The following is a 13737-nucleotide window of genomic DNA, read 5'->3' on the forward strand; positions in this document are numbered from 1 at the left end:
GTTCTTGAGAGCTAAATAAATATGAGTATCGTCGATAACAAAAAAGCCTTCTTCGATTATTTTATCGAGGAACGTTTTGAGGCAGGTCTCGTGCTGGAAGGCTGGGAAGTGAAGGCCATTCGTGCGGGGCGCGTGCACATCAAAGAAGCGTATGTTGTCATTCGCAAGGCGGAGCTATTTCTGATTGGTTGCCATATCACCCCGCTCCTATCAGCCTCTACCCATATCGTGCCTGATAACACCCGCACTAGAAAACTACTTCTGAACGCCATTGAAATCCGCAAGCTCATAGGTAAAGTAGAGCAAAAGGGTTACACCCTCGTCCCACTCAACCTGCACTTCTCCAAAGGGAATGTGAAGTGCGAGATTGGCCTGGCTAGAGGAAAAAAACAGCATGACAAACGTGCGGCCACGAAAGAACGCGAGTGGGAAGTGCAAAAGGGACGTATTGCGAGAGGCGATTTAAACGCTTAATAACCTTAAAACTGGGGTAGACTGGTTAGATGGCTAGTATCTGAGCATTTATGCACCACTTCGGTGCAATACGGCACCAAGCCGCTTCAAATCACTTATTCCAGCTTTTACAAAGGCATTAGTTTTATAACTATGAAATTGCCTTTTGACGAAATGCTCGACGCCGCAGGCAAAGCGCGTCCCCACTACCAAATCTTTCACAACTGGTTAAAGCAGCAAAGCGACACCCTTATGGGTCTCAAGCGTGCTGAAGCTGACCTCATTTTTAGACGAGTAGGTATTACTTTTGCCGTCTATGGTGACGACCTAGGTTCAGAAAGAACCATTCCTTTCGATCAAGTGCCTCGCATTTTTACCGCTAAAGAGTGGGAACAACTTGAAGCAGGTTTACGTCAACGCGTTAAAGCGCTCAATCGCTTCATCTATGACGTGTATCACGATGAAGAAATCATTAAAGCAGGTATTGTTCCTGCTGAACAGATTTATAACAATGCACAATATCGACCAGAGATGCGCAATGTAAACGTACCGCGCGACATCTACGCACAAATTGCCGGTATCGATATCGTGCGCGCAGGTGAAGGCGAGTTCTACGTATTGGAAGACAACTTACGAGTTCCGTCAGGAGTTTCATATATGGTTGAAGATCGCAAGATGATGATGCGACTCTTTCCTGACCTCTTCCAAAAATATCGCATCGCCCCTGTAGAACATTACCCCGATCTTTTATTAGAGTGCCTTAAGTCTGTAAAACCTGACGACGTTAAAAAACCAAATGTAGTTGTACTTACCCCTGGCATGTATAACTCAGCTTACTTTGAGCACAGCTATCTTGCACAGCAGATGGGTGTTGAGTTGGTTGAGGGCAAGGACTTATTTGTAAAGAACGAACAAGTCTTTATGCGAACTACCCAAGGCCCTGAAAGGGTTGATGTTATCTACCGCCGTGTCGATGATGACTTCTTAGATCCATTAGCGTTTCGCTCCGACTCCACCTTAGGTGTTGCAGGGCTGCTGTCCGCTCATCGCGCTGGTAATGTGACATTAGCCAATGCCATCGGAACTGGCATCGCTGATGACAAATCAATCTACCCGTATGTTCCCGAGATGATTGAGTTCTATCTTGGCGAAAAACCAATTCTAAATAATGTGCCAACCTTCCAGTGTCGCAAGGCCGATGATCTTGCATATACCTTAGAAAACTTAGAGAAGCTGGTAGTTAAGCTTACTCATGGTGCTGGCGGTTACGGCATGTTAGTGGGTCCCGCCTCTACTAAAACAGAGATTGAAGAATTTAGAACACACCTAATCGCCAATCCAGATAAATATATTGCTCAACCTACCCTGGCTCTTTCAACCTGCCCTACTTTTGTAGAGTCAGGGATTGCCCCAAGACATATCGATTTAAGACCCTTTGTGCTATCGGGCAAGACCATCAAGATGGTTCCAGGTGGACTGACTAGGGTTGCACTCAAAGAAGGCTCTTTGGTGGTGAACTCCTCACAAGGTGGTGGAACTAAAGACACCTGGGTGTTAGAGAAATAAGGAAGAGTAAACATGCTTAGTCGTACCGCTGATTGTCTTTATTGGATGGCTCGCTATACTGAGCGTGCAGAGAATACTGCCCGCATGCTCGACGTAAACCATCAAACATCCCTGCTTCCACAACCTTCTGAATTTTTAGAGCAAAGCTGGAAAAAATTGCTGACGATCTCAAAACTAGAAGAAGCTTTTCTAAATAAATATGATGTGATCAATCGCGAGAATGTGTTGGATTTCATGATTTATGAAACTAGCAACCCTTCCAGCATCGTCTCGTGTCTCTATGCCGCCCGAGAAAATGCGCGCGTTATTCGCGGCAAGATTACGTCCGAAGTTTGGGAAACACAGAACACTACCTGGCTTGAACTGCAGCGCATCCTAGAAGCGAGACATCAAGCTGACCCTAGCCGCCTTTTGGAGTGGGTAAAACACCGCTGCCACCTCTTCAGAGGCGTTCTATATGGCACGATGCTGAAGAACGAGGCCTTCTACTTCATTAGTGTTGGAACGCTGCTGGAGCGCGCCGATAATACTGCTCGTATTTTAGAAACCAAATATGAAGATCAAGCAACCCTCAAGGTGCTTGGCGCCAATAAATCGTCAGACGAAGGTACCGATGGGGAGTTCTTTGATTTCTATCACTGGGCTGCACTGCTCCGCTCGGTATCTGCGTTTGAAATCTATCGCCAGATCTATTCTGATCAAGTCACTCCAAAACAAGTTGCAGAGCTGCTGATTTTTAATAAACAAATGCCGCGCTCTCTAGTGTGCTGTGTGAATCAACTCATTCCCCTCATTTCAGAAGTAAAAAATCAGCAATCCAAAGAAATTGAACGTTTACTTGGCAAACTCAAAGCAAGTATGGATTACTCCGATATCGATGAGGTTTTCGAGCAAGGCTTGGAAGAATATATTGAGTCTTTCTTGGAGCGCATTAATCACATTGCTGATGAATTTAGCAATGCATACCTTATCCCACTAGCGGTCGCTTAAGACTTTACTAAAGAATATATGCACCTAAAGATCCGTCACCGCACTGAATATCGTTATGAAACGCCTGTGCGTTATTCCATCCAGGAATTACGCCTGACTCCGCCTGCAGTTGTGGGTCAACAGATTGATAAATGGAAGATAAGCACTCCGATTAAAGCATCTAACTCCATAGATACTTTCGGAAACGTATGCAGTGTCTTTGTGCAAGAGACGCCCTATACCTCGATGATGCTTGAGGCTGAAGGTGAAGTTCATACACAGGATGCTTTTGAGTTCGTCGATGATGCTAAAGCAGTTTCCCCTTACTATCTTTTACAGCAAACCAATCTAACTGAGCCAACAGATGCCATGTTGGAGCATTTCTCATGCAGTCTTCCAAAGCAAAATTCTGTTGATCAAGTACTTAAACTCGCTGAGGCTGTTCAAGGTTTGATTGTATACACACCAGGACAGACGAACTTTGCTACCACTGCTGCGCAATCTTTCGCCATGAAATCTGGCGTCTGCCAAGATCATGCTCATATTATGTTGGGTCTTTGTCGAGCCGCTGGAATACCGGCTCGATATGTCAGCGGTTATTTCTTTGCAGAAGAATCCCCAAACCTTGCAAGCCATGCATGGATTGACTTTTGTAGCGACATTAGAAAAGGTATTTGGACGAGTGTAGATATCACCCATGCTTGCCTGATTGACTCACGTCACATCAGACTGGCAGTAGGTCGTGACTACTACTCTGCGGCCCCTGTAAAAGGGGTTCGTACCGGAGGCGGCGGTGAGGAGCTGAGCGCCAATATCTCCATTCAACAACTAAGCTAAGCCCGCCTGGTTTTTAAGAGATAATCACCAGAAATAAAAAAGAGGGTTAGAGAATGACGTACTGTGTTGGGCTTTGTCTGAAGGATGGTCTTGTATTTTTGTCGGATACCCGCACAAATGCAGGCGTAGATCAAATTGGCACCTTCAGAAAAATGACCTTGTTCCAAGAAAAGGATCGCTTCTTCACTCTGATGAGTGCTGGTAATCTTGCCATCACTCAGGCCGTTAAAGAAATCCTCTTGCAAGGGCAACTCCTAAATGGAAAGAATCTTTGGAACGCTGAAAACACGCATGATGCTGCCGTTGTCATCGGCGATGCCATTAAACAAGTATATGAACGCGATCATAGCGCACTGGAAAAAGCAGGCATCGACTTTAACTGCAATCTCATTTTTGGCGGACAGGTTAAAGGTGAAAGACCTCGCCTGTTTAATATCTACTCAGCAGGCAACTTTATTGAAGCTACGCCGGAGACTTGTTACTTCCAGATTGGTGAATCCAAATACGGCAAGCCAATTCTTGATAGAGTTTTGAACTTCAACACCTCATTGAATCTTGCGACCAAATGCGCCTTGATCTCAATGGATTCGACTCTCAACAGCAATATTTCTGTGGGTCTGCCGCTCGACCTACTCGTATACGAGAAGAATTCCCTCAAAGCCGATAAGATAGTTACGATGGATGAGTCCAACCCCTACTTCCAGATGATTCATCAGCTTTGGGGTGAAAAACTGCGCGCGGCGTTTAACTCGATTTCAGAGCCAAGTTGGAGCGGCGCTAATAAATCGAGTGCTATCTCAGCGCCGGCTAAAAAGATGGGTGCGGTTCCCGTTAATCGCCAGCCTACTAAATTAAAGGCGGAAGTAGTCTCTTCAATTGCTAAGAGGCCAGCTAAGAAAACTAGCGCCAAGGCAAAGGCAAAATAAATACGCTTCATATTTATTATTTGCACCAAACAAAAAGGCCTAGAAGAATCTAGGCCTTTTGCTTTTGATGACTTCGCCAATTAGGCTTTTAAGTTCTTGCCCAACATCTCCCAAGTGGCTACTACGCTATCTGGATTCAATGAGATGGAAGTAATACCCTTCTCAACCAACCAACGCGCAAAGTCCGGGTGATCTGAAGGGCCTTGACCACAAATACCAACGTATTTGTTTTGCTTGCGGCAAGCATCAATAGAGCGAGCAATCATGAACTCTACGGCTGGATCACGTTCATCAAAGTCGATTGCCAGCAATTCCATACCGGAGTCACGATCTAAACCCAAAGTTAATTGAGTCATATCGTTTGAACCGATAGAGAAGCCATCAAAGTATTCGAGGAACTGATCTGCCAAGATGGCGTTGGATGGGATCTCGCACATCATGATGAGGCGTAAGCCATTCACGCCCCGCTTGAGGCCAAACTTTTCCATCATGTTGATTACGCGCTCGGCTTGCTTGATCGTGCGCACAAATGGAACCATGATCTCAACGTTATCCAAGCCCATATCTTCACGAACGCGCTTCATTGCTGCGCACTCGAGAGCAAATGCTTCACCGAAATCCTCTGATACATAACGTGATGCACCGCGGAAGCCTAACATTGGGTTCTCTTCATCCGGCTCGTAGCGTGATCCGCCAATCAACTTCTTGTACTCGTTAGATTTAAAGTCTGATAAACGAACGATTACTGGCTTTGGATAGAAAGCAGCAGCAATGGTTGCAACGCCTTCAACCAACTTATCTTCGTAGAACTGACGTGGGCTAGCATAACCGCGGGCCACACTTTCAACTGCACGCTTGAGATCTGGATCAATATTTGGGTACTCCAATACTGCGCGCGGATGAACACCAATGTAGTTATTAATAATGAACTCAAGACGAGCTAAGCCAACACCAGCATTAGGAATCTGACAGAAATCAAATGCCAATTGAGGGTTGCCAATATTCATGGTGATCTTCACTGGTATCTCCGGCAATACACCACGAGACACTTCAGTCACTTCGGTTTCGATCAAGCCATCATAAATATGACCTTCATCACCTTCAGCACAAGAAACTGTCACCATCATGCTGTCTTGCAAATTCTCGGTAGCATCACCACAACCAACTACTGCAGGAACACCTAATTCACGGGCAATAATCGCCGCGTGACAGGTACGACCACCACGGTTAGTCACAATCGCAGAAGCACGCTTCATGACTGGCTCCCAGTTTGGATCGGTCATATCTGCAACCAATACGTCTCCAGGCTGAACACGATCCATCTCACTTGGGTCACGAATGATGCGAACTGGACCAGCACCAATCTTTTGACCGATCGCACGGCCTTTTGCCAATACCTTTGAGCTTCCTTTTAACTTGTAGCGCATCTCTACTTGGCCAGCTGCCTGACTCTTTACCGTCTCAGGACGAGCTTGCAAGATATAAATGCGGCCATCTTGACCATCTTTGCCCCACTCGATATCCATCGGACGACCGTAGTGCTTCTCAATGATCATGGCGTATTTAGCTAACTCAGTAATATCAGCATCTTCCAATGAGAAGCGATTACGCTTTTCGGGAGCCACATCTACTGTCTGCACTTTTTCTGTAGAGCCCTTAGGTGCAAATTGCATTTGAATCAACTTAGAACCCAAAGAGCGACGAATGATTGCTTTCTTGTCTTTGGCTAAAGTGGTTTTGAATACATAAAACTCATCAGGATTAACTGCGCCCTGAACCACTGTTTCACCTAAGCCATAGCTTGAGGTAATGAAAACCACATCCTCAAATCCAGACTCAGTATCCAACGTGAACATCACTCCTGCAGCGCCTAGGTCTGAACGCACCATGCGCTGAATACCGGCAGATAAAGCTACTTCAGCATGGGCAAAGCCTTTATGAACACGATAAGAGATGGCGCGATCGTTATAAAGCGAAGCAAATACTTCACGAATCTTCTTGAGAACATCCTCAATACCCTCAACGTTCAAGAAAGTTTCTTGCTGGCCTGCAAAAGAAGCATCGGGCAAGTCTTCAGCAGTAGCTGATGAACGTACCGCGAATGAGCCTTTGCCAGAGTCATCCAAAACGGCAAATGCCTTACGAATTTCTTCTTCAAGCTTAGGCTGGAAAGGCGCTGTTTCGATCCAATTACGAATCTCTGCACCAGCTTGCGCTAATGCACGCACATCATCAATATTTAAACCATCTAAACGTTGTTGAATACGCTCAGTCAGATTGTTATGTTTTAGAAAATCACGGAACGCCAAAGCAGTAGTAGCAAAACCCGTTGGAACACGAACTCCAGTAGAAGCTAACTGAGAAATCATCTCCCCTAGTGAGGCATTCTTACCGCCGACGGATTCAACATCTGTCATGCGAAGTTGCTCAAAAGGCAAAACATAGGCATCAGCCATACTGCTATTTTGTTGCTGTTGGTTGGACATAAAATACTCTCTAAAGATAAGGAAACTGGTGTAGCGGCCACCTTATATGGGGCATGCTTTAATATGATTCTATTGTAGTGCTGACCCCGACTTTTAAGCCAAATCTATGTCTAACGAAACCCGCATTGTTTTTATTGTTTCTGACGGTACCGGCATTACTGCCGAGAACTTCAGTCAGTCGATTTTGGCTCAATTTGAGGCCACTTTTAAGCATATTCGAGTGCCATTCGTGGATAGCGTTGACAAAGCGCATGACGCTGTCAGCAGCATCAACCAAGCAGCAAGCAAATATGGGGTTCAACCCATTGTTTTCACCACTTTGGTGAATTCCGAGCTCAATGCCATAGTTGGTAAGGCAAATGGCCTCATCCTGGATATGTTCCAGACATTCGTAGCCCCTCTTGAGGAAGCTCTTGGCATGAAATCTACCCATGCCATGAACCGTCTCCACCACAATGCGGATACCGAAGCCTACAAGAATCGTATAGAGGCGATTAACTACTCCTTGGCCCATGACGATGGGCAATCCAATCAAAATTTGGCTGAGGCTGACGTCATCCTGATTGGCATCTCTCGCGTTGGTAAAACTCCCACAAGTTTGTACCTTGCAATGCAATACGGCCTCAAGGCGGCAAACTACCCACTTATTCCGGAAGACTTTGAACGGGGACAACTGCCTAAGGACTTGGCACCTTACCGCCAGAAAATCTTTGGCCTCATGATTGATGCAGAGCGCTTATCCGAGATTCGCAATGAACGTAGACCTGGAAGTAATTACGCCAAGCTTGAAAACTGTCGCTATGAAATCAATGAAGCAACGGCAATGATGAAAAAGCAATCTATTCCATGGGTTCTCACAACCAGCAAATCCATCGAAGAGATTGCGACCACCGTTCTACAAGCGATCAAGTCTGATAAAACAATCTTGGGTTGATGATTTAAGGTAAGGCTAACTTCGCCTTACACGCATCGTCTCAAATAAACACACAGCCGCCGCTGTTGAAACATTCAGAGACTCCACTCTAGGGTCAATAGGGATGGATACCCCTTTAGCCTGAGCAAGAATATCTTCAGATACTCCTTGGCCTTCACTACCCATCACCCAGGCAACTGGATGCAGTAGATCTTTCTTTAGAGAAAAGAGGTCATGCTCTGCATCTGCTGTGGCCGCAAGGAATGATGCGGTTACAGCACTTAAGACTTGCTGGTTTGACCAACCCTCATATAAATCTAGCAATTTGTGAGCCCCCATGCCGGCACGTAATACCTTGCTGGACCAGAGATGAGCGCATCCAGATAATGCAATCACTTGCGAAAATCCGGCTGCAGCTGCAGTACGTAAAATCGACCCTACGTTTCCGGCGTCCTGCACTCGATCCAATATCACTACATCGCCATTAAGCGTTGCAATCGATTGCGGTGTTGCAAGAGTGGATTTAGGTAGATCTAACAATCCAGCAATATGCGGTGCATTCACCAAATCAGAGAGTAAATCCCAAAGTGCGCTATCTAACTGAAATACTTTTGTCTCAGGACAAATCTCGAGATGTTCGTAGATGGCTTGTGAGATCTCAATATTTTTTAAGCCCACATCTGAAGTCAGAAGGATTCTTAAAGAAGGGTCACCCACCCAAGTTTGAACAAGATGAATACCTTCCAATAAAGCCTGGCCGCTAGCTAGCCTAGCCTTTTGCCCCTTGGAGCCTGTGGCTTGCAGGTTGCGAACCTCCTTAAATAAAGGATTCTCTTTGGAGGTAATGAGATCAAAATTCATAAGCAATTTATAACTTAGTTTTTAATCGATTCAAGCACATTACGCACCGGCGAAAAGCTTCTTCTATGTTGATCACATGCACCATATTGCTTAAGGGCTGCAAAATGAGCTTCTGTTGGATATCCCATATGCTGTGCAAAGCCATATTCTGGATGACGCTCATGTAGAGACATCATCTGACGATCACGCGTCACTTTTGCCACAATCGATGCTGCGGATATGGCCGGTTCTTTAGCATCACCCTTCACAATTGCTTCCGCAGCAATCGGTAGCTCAGGACAACGATTCCCATCGATCAATGCTTTATCAGGCCATGCACCTAAGCGGGTGGCAAGGTCTTCAATCGCCCTGCGCATCGCCAACATAGTAGCTTGCAGAATATTGATCTGATCAATCTCTAGCGGACTAGCTTCACCAACACCCCAGGCTTTTGCCTTTTCCATAATTTGCTCATAGAGATATTCGCGACGAGCAGCAGTTAATTTCTTGGAGTCTTTTAATCCTTCAATCGGAGTATTGGGATCGAGGACTACAGCGCCGGCCACTACAGCACCTACTAATGGACCGCGTCCCGCCTCATCGACACCGCAGACCCAAATAAGACTCATGCGCTTACTTGCTTATTGCGATTATTGGCAATCGTTTGCGCGACTGCTTGCGCGACTAATAGGCCTGTAGGTCGACGCAAGGTCTCATGCATCTGTGCAAAGCGCTCTTTTAGTTCAGCCGCTTTTACCGGATGCTCCAGCCACTTCTGCAGGGCATTAGCCAACTTCTCTGGAGTGGCATCATCTTGCAAGAGTTCGGGGACAACAAACTCTCCACAAAGAATATTTGGTAAGCCTACATAAGGCAAATAACCTTGACGTTTCATGATCTGTGCAGTTAGCCAAGGCACCTTATATGAAATCACCATCGGCTTTTTCCATAAGGCCGCTTGTAATGTGGCTGTACCACTGGCAATCAACACTACGTCAGAGGCTTCTAATACTTCATCAGCCATGCCATCAAGCAAATGAATCTGAATATCAGGAGTAGTGTTTTTAGTCTTGAGTAAAAGCTGTTCAAGAGGCTCGCGCAAACGCGGTGTCGCAACAGGAATTAAAAAATGAAGTTTTTGAACTTTCAATCTTTCGGACAATAACTGCATAGTTTCAAAAAAGACAGGTGCGATCAGTTCGATCTCGGAACCACGACTTCCTGGAAGTACTGCTATAATTAAACCTTCAAGAGAAGAATTTTGAATTTTCAGGTAGCGGCAGATTTTTTCTCTTGCCTGCTGAATATTCGGCTCAGATGGAATCTCGCTAGCCAATGGATGCCCTACATACGTCGAAGCCACACCTACTTTGTCATAGATTTCAGTCTCGAATGGAAAGATGCACAACATACGCTCAACAGCTTGTGAGATCTTTTTAATGCGTCCTGCTCGCCATGCCCAAATTGATGGAGAAACCAAATGCAAAGTTGGGATACCCGTCTTACGCAACTGCAATTCAATACCTAAGTTAAAGTCTGGGGCATCTATTCCCAAATAAACATCGGGGCGCCCTTCATTTAGAAGATTTTGTATGAGCTCTTTGCGAAGCTTCAGAATTGCTGGAAGTTGTTTGATAGCCTCAACATAGCCACGCACGCTCAAAGTTTCCATGGGCCAATCAGATCGCATACCTTCGGCTTGCATGCGAGGACCACCAATACCGTAAACCTCAAGACCGGACATATCCGGTATTTGATTTAGCGCACTAAGAACTGGCGCTGCTAATAGATCGCCAGAAGGTTCGCCAGCTACACAAGCTAACTTTGGCAAAGTGATTCCGTTATCGAATAATGCCGCGGGTAGAGGCGGCAATAAAATCATGGAACTGAGAAAGCTTCTCGGCAGTTGCAGGATCGCCCGCAGAAGCAACTACCATCTTCTGAATTTCTACTTTAGCCTCTTCAAAACTCAGGCCATCCTTATATAGAACTTTATAAGCTTGGCGCAACGCAGAAATTGTTTCGCTTGAGAATCCACGGCGCTTTAAACCCTCTACATTAATCCCATGAGGTGAAGCTTTATCTCCAGCAGCAATCACAAACGGCGGAATGTCTTGCACTAACGCAGATGCGCCACCCAACATAGCATGCTGACCAATGCGAACAAATTGATGCACACCAGACATGCCACCCATAATGGCCCAGTCATTTACTTGCACATGGCCAGCAACCTGAGCATTGCTTGAGAAAATTGTGTGATTACCAACCTGACAATCGTGAGCAATATGCACATAAGCCATGATCCAGTTGTCATTGCCTATGCGAGTAATACCTTCGTCTTGTGATGTACCGGTATGAATCGTCGTGAACTCACGAATAGTATTGCGATCACCAATAATTAATTGGGTTGGCTCGCCACGGTATTTCATATCTTGCGGTGGACCACCAATAGCGGCAAAGTGTGCAAAATTATTTTCTTTGCCGATGGTTGTATAACCCTCGATCACAGTATGCGAGCCAATTTTGGTCCCGGCGCCAATCTTGACGTTGGGTCCGATTACGGAATAAGGACCAACCTCAACATCACCAGCTAGCTCAGCCTTGCTGTCTACTACAGCAGATGCATGAATCCGAGTCATTACGCGCCTTTCGTACGTACCGCACAAGTAATATTTGCTTCTGCAGCAATCTCGCCATCTACAGTTGCCTTAACTACAAACTTGTAAATACCAGCACGGCCCCGCTCTAATGTGGCGGTCATGATTAGTTGATCGCCAGGCAGTACAGGCTTTTTAAAGCGCGCACCGTCAATACCTGCGAAGTAGTAAATCGCATCCTCAGCACGTTCCTCAGAGAAAGTCAGCAAGGCTGCGGTTTGAGCTAAGGCTTCAATAATTAACACTCCAGGCATCACCGGAAAATCAGGAAAATGGCCTTGAAAAAATGGCTCATTCATCGTGACATTTTTTAATGCGGTAATACTTTCGCGCGGGGAGATTTCAAGGACGCGATCGACCAATAAGAATGGATAGCGATGCGGTAACAATTTAAGAATCTTGTTAATATCGATTGCGATTGGTGTGCTCATAAATGACCCGCTGAAAAATAAGTATTAATTTTAGATTTATAGAATCTCAAGACTCTGAAGATTTGTTTTTATCTAGTAAGCGCAAGCGCTGACGTATTTTATCTAGGCCACGCAGGATAGCGGCGTTTTTCTCCCATGCGCCGTGTAGCATAGATGGATAGACGCCCGTGAAATGCTGACCAGGCTCTGTAATGGAGCGAATAATCGAAGTATTGCCAGAAACAGTTGTTCTATCAGCAATCGTCAAATGGCCTGCAAAGTTAGCAGCGCCACCAATAATGCAGAAATTACCAATTTTGGTGCTACCAGAGATTGCGGCACATCCCGCTATGACACAACATGCGCCCACGATGACGTTATGCGCTATCTGCACCTGGTTATCTATTTTAGTGCCAGCACCGATGACCGTATCATTCATTGCACCACGATCAATGGTGGTTGATGCACCGATCTCGACATCATTGCCAATGACAACACGTCCTGTCTGTGGAATCTTGACCCACTCCCCACCCTTTGAAGAAAAATCAGGAGCAAAACCAAAACCATCGGCACCAATTACTGCGCCACTATGAATAATGCAGCGCTCACCAATTTGAGTACCGTAATAAATTGATACGGATGGGTAGATCAATGTATCGCTTGCAATAACGCTATCTTTAGCAACACTAGTGTTTCCAAGTATAGAAACTCGCTCACCAAGTTTTACACCTGCAGCTATTTGAACAAATGGCCCAATATGACATGAAGGCGGAACGATGGCGGTTGAATCAATTACCGCGCTAGGATGAACTCCAGGCTCGTGTTTAGGGCCGCTCGTTTTAGCAAAGTGTTGCGCCATTCTTGCAAAAGTAGCATATGGATTTTTTGCAACGAAATACACACGCTTAGATGAGTTAGTGCTCGGATTTTCTTGTAAAAAATCGAGGTCTGATTGACTGACAATCAATGCTCCGGCAGCACTTTCACTGGCCTGCTGGCGATAGAGCGGATTCGATAAAAAGGATATTTGGTCGGACTGCGCTCGCTCCAATGGAGCGAGGCCCGTAAATCCGCGGGAGGCCTCCCCCACCAAGCTTGCTTGAAACTGTTCGGCCAGCTCGATGGCGGTGGGCATAAAACTTACTTAAGACTATTCAGAGCCTTGATGACATCATCAGTTACGTCAGCCTTAGGGCTCACATAAGCCGCTTCTTGAACAATGACATCAATTTTTCTTTGTTCAGCAATTTGCTTTAACACTGCATTTGCTTTTTCTGCAATCTTGGCACGCTCTTCGAAAGTGCGTTGATTAAGATCTTCTGTGAACTCACGTTGCTTGCGCTGCAATTCGCGATCTTGGTCAGCCAACTCACGTTGACGACGAATACGCTCTGATTCATTCATGACAGCAGCATCACGATCCAGCTTTTCAGCAGCAGACTTAATCTTTTGAGCGCTGTCACGCAAATCATTCTGACGCTTTGTAAACTCATTCTGCAAACGAGTCTGCATTGCTTTAGCGAGATTAGACTCGTTAAATACTTTCTCAGAGTTCACAACTGCAACACGCGTACTGGCGTCTTGAGCGAACACTTGAGGAGCAGCTATTGCTGTTAGAGCAGCAATAATGCCAACTTGAATCCATTTTGAAGATTGATAGAACTTCATAAAACTTTCCTT

At 45.6% G+C, this 13737-nt stretch carries 14 protein-coding genes; 6 read left to right on the forward strand and 8 right to left on the reverse strand.

Translation table 11 applies throughout. From position 1 onward, the window contains the following. Nucleotides 1-21: 21 nt before the first annotated feature. The 5 genes from smpB (at nucleotide 22) to ICE93_RS09835 (ending at nucleotide 4751) form a co-directional block, all read left to right on the forward strand. Entirely contained in the window at nucleotides 22-474 is a 453-nt protein-coding gene (gene smpB / locus ICE93_RS09815) for an SsrA-binding protein SmpB (RefSeq protein ID WP_068321829.1), read from the forward strand. A gap of 132 nt (nucleotides 475-606) precedes the next feature. Beyond that, nucleotides 607-2019 (forward strand): circularly permuted type 2 ATP-grasp protein, encoded by a 1413-nt coding sequence (locus ICE93_RS09820; protein ID WP_216187753.1) that lies wholly within the window; start codon nucleotides 607-609, stop codon nucleotides 2017-2019. Between the two features lie 12 nt (nucleotides 2020-2031). Further along, complete coding sequence (locus tag ICE93_RS09825; protein ID WP_216187755.1) at nucleotides 2032-3009, forward strand: alpha-E domain-containing protein; 978 nt, start codon at nucleotides 2032-2034, stop codon at nucleotides 3007-3009. 18 nt (nucleotides 3010-3027) lie between these two features. Next, nucleotides 3028-3825, forward strand: coding sequence for a transglutaminase family protein (locus ICE93_RS09830; protein WP_216187757.1), 798 nt, complete (start codon nucleotides 3028-3030; stop codon nucleotides 3823-3825). Nucleotides 3826-3878: 53 nt separating this feature from the next. Continuing rightward, nucleotides 3879-4751, forward strand: coding sequence for a peptidase (locus ICE93_RS09835; protein WP_216187759.1), 873 nt, complete (start codon nucleotides 3879-3881; stop codon nucleotides 4749-4751). Between the two features lie 80 nt (nucleotides 4752-4831). Here the strand turns inward: ICE93_RS09835 and ppsA are convergent, their stop codons facing one another. Beyond that, nucleotides 4832-7237 (reverse strand): phosphoenolpyruvate synthase, encoded by a 2406-nt coding sequence (gene ppsA, locus ICE93_RS09840; protein ID WP_255554606.1) that lies wholly within the window; start codon nucleotides 7235-7237, stop codon nucleotides 4832-4834. A gap of 106 nt (nucleotides 7238-7343) precedes the next feature. On the opposite strand from ppsA, the gene ICE93_RS09845 reads away from it, so the two are divergent. Beyond that, nucleotides 7344-8171: a pyruvate, water dikinase regulatory protein gene (locus ICE93_RS09845; RefSeq protein WP_216187761.1), complete on the forward strand. Its 828-nt coding sequence runs from the start codon at nucleotides 7344-7346 to the stop codon at nucleotides 8169-8171. A 15-nt stretch (nucleotides 8172-8186) separates the two neighbouring features. Here ICE93_RS09845 and ICE93_RS09850 read toward each other — a convergent pair whose 3' ends face one another. The 7 genes from ICE93_RS09850 to ICE93_RS09880 are packed head-to-tail and all read right to left on the reverse strand — an operon-like array spanning nucleotide 8187 to nucleotide 13725. Next, the gene (locus ICE93_RS09850) at nucleotides 8187-9011 is read right to left on the reverse strand and encodes an RNA methyltransferase (RefSeq protein WP_216187763.1); all 825 of its coding nucleotides are present in this window, start codon (nucleotides 9009-9011) and stop codon (nucleotides 8187-8189) included. A 14-nt stretch (nucleotides 9012-9025) separates the two neighbouring features. Continuing rightward, nucleotides 9026-9619 carry a ribonuclease HII gene (gene rnhB / locus ICE93_RS09855; protein ID WP_216187765.1) on the reverse strand — a complete coding sequence of 198 codons (594 nt, stop codon included), beginning with the start codon at nucleotides 9617-9619 and terminating at the stop codon, nucleotides 9026-9028. Then, nucleotides 9616-10872 (reverse strand): lipid-A-disaccharide synthase, encoded by a 1257-nt coding sequence (lpxB, locus tag ICE93_RS09860; RefSeq protein WP_216187768.1) that lies wholly within the window; start codon nucleotides 10870-10872, stop codon nucleotides 9616-9618. Before lpxB ends, rnhB begins: the two co-directional genes overlap by 4 nt. Next, nucleotides 10832-11629: an acyl-ACP--UDP-N-acetylglucosamine O-acyltransferase gene (gene lpxA / locus ICE93_RS09865; protein ID WP_216187771.1), complete on the reverse strand. Its 798-nt coding sequence runs from the start codon at nucleotides 11627-11629 to the stop codon at nucleotides 10832-10834. The genes lpxB and lpxA overlap by 41 nt, the downstream gene beginning before the upstream one ends. Then, on the reverse strand, nucleotides 11629-12078 hold the full coding sequence (gene fabZ / locus ICE93_RS09870; protein ID WP_216187772.1) for a 3-hydroxyacyl-ACP dehydratase FabZ: 450 nt from the start codon (nucleotides 12076-12078) through the stop codon (nucleotides 11629-11631). Before fabZ ends, lpxA begins: the two co-directional genes overlap by 1 nt. Nucleotides 12079-12124: 46 nt before the next feature. Further along, entirely contained in the window at nucleotides 12125-13192 is a 1068-nt protein-coding gene (gene lpxD, locus ICE93_RS09875; RefSeq protein WP_216187774.1) for a UDP-3-O-(3-hydroxymyristoyl)glucosamine N-acyltransferase, read from the reverse strand. A gap of 5 nt (nucleotides 13193-13197) precedes the next feature. Continuing rightward, nucleotides 13198-13725 (reverse strand): OmpH family outer membrane protein, encoded by a 528-nt coding sequence (locus ICE93_RS09880; protein ID WP_216187776.1) that lies wholly within the window; start codon nucleotides 13723-13725, stop codon nucleotides 13198-13200. Nucleotides 13726-13737: the final 12 nt, after the last annotated feature.

The organism is Polynucleobacter sp. MWH-HuK1 (assembly GCF_018881815.1).
GTDB lineage: Bacteria > Pseudomonadota > Gammaproteobacteria > Burkholderiales > Burkholderiaceae > Polynucleobacter.

What these genes read in the sequence shown, in the direction of transcription:
- smpB (WP_068321829.1), top strand. Translation starts at nt 22, where the DNA reads ATGAGTATCGTCGATAACAAAAAAGCCTTCTTCGATTATTTTATCGAG.
- ICE93_RS09820 (WP_216187753.1), top strand. Translation starts at nt 607, where the DNA reads ATGAAATTGCCTTTTGACGAAATGCTCGACGCCGCAGGCAAAGCGCGT.
- ICE93_RS09825 (WP_216187755.1), top strand. Translation starts at nt 2,032, where the DNA reads ATGCTTAGTCGTACCGCTGATTGTCTTTATTGGATGGCTCGCTATACT.
- ICE93_RS09830 (WP_216187757.1), top strand. Translation starts at nt 3,028, where the DNA reads ATGCACCTAAAGATCCGTCACCGCACTGAATATCGTTATGAAACGCCT.
- ICE93_RS09835 (WP_216187759.1), top strand. Translation starts at nt 3,879, where the DNA reads ATGACGTACTGTGTTGGGCTTTGTCTGAAGGATGGTCTTGTATTTTTG.
- ppsA (WP_255554606.1), bottom strand. Translation starts at nt 7,237, where the DNA reads ATGTCCAACCAACAGCAACAAAATAGCAGTATGGCTGATGCCTATGTT.
- ICE93_RS09845 (WP_216187761.1), top strand. Translation starts at nt 7,344, where the DNA reads ATGTCTAACGAAACCCGCATTGTTTTTATTGTTTCTGACGGTACCGGC.
- ICE93_RS09850 (WP_216187763.1), bottom strand. Translation starts at nt 9,011, where the DNA reads ATGAATTTTGATCTCATTACCTCCAAAGAGAATCCTTTATTTAAGGAG.
- rnhB (WP_216187765.1), bottom strand. Translation starts at nt 9,619, where the DNA reads ATGAGTCTTATTTGGGTCTGCGGTGTCGATGAGGCGGGACGCGGTCCA.
- lpxB (WP_216187768.1), bottom strand. Translation starts at nt 10,872, where the DNA reads ATGATTTTATTGCCGCCTCTACCCGCGGCATTATTCGATAACGGAATC.
- lpxA (WP_216187771.1), bottom strand. Translation starts at nt 11,629, where the DNA reads ATGACTCGGATTCATGCATCTGCTGTAGTAGACAGCAAGGCTGAGCTA.
- fabZ (WP_216187772.1), bottom strand. Translation starts at nt 12,078, where the DNA reads ATGAGCACACCAATCGCAATCGATATTAACAAGATTCTTAAATTGTTA.
- lpxD (WP_216187774.1), bottom strand. Translation starts at nt 13,192, where the DNA reads ATGCCCACCGCCATCGAGCTGGCCGAACAGTTTCAAGCAAGCTTGGTG.
- ICE93_RS09880 (WP_216187776.1), bottom strand. Translation starts at nt 13,725, where the DNA reads ATGAAGTTCTATCAATCTTCAAAATGGATTCAAGTTGGCATTATTGCT.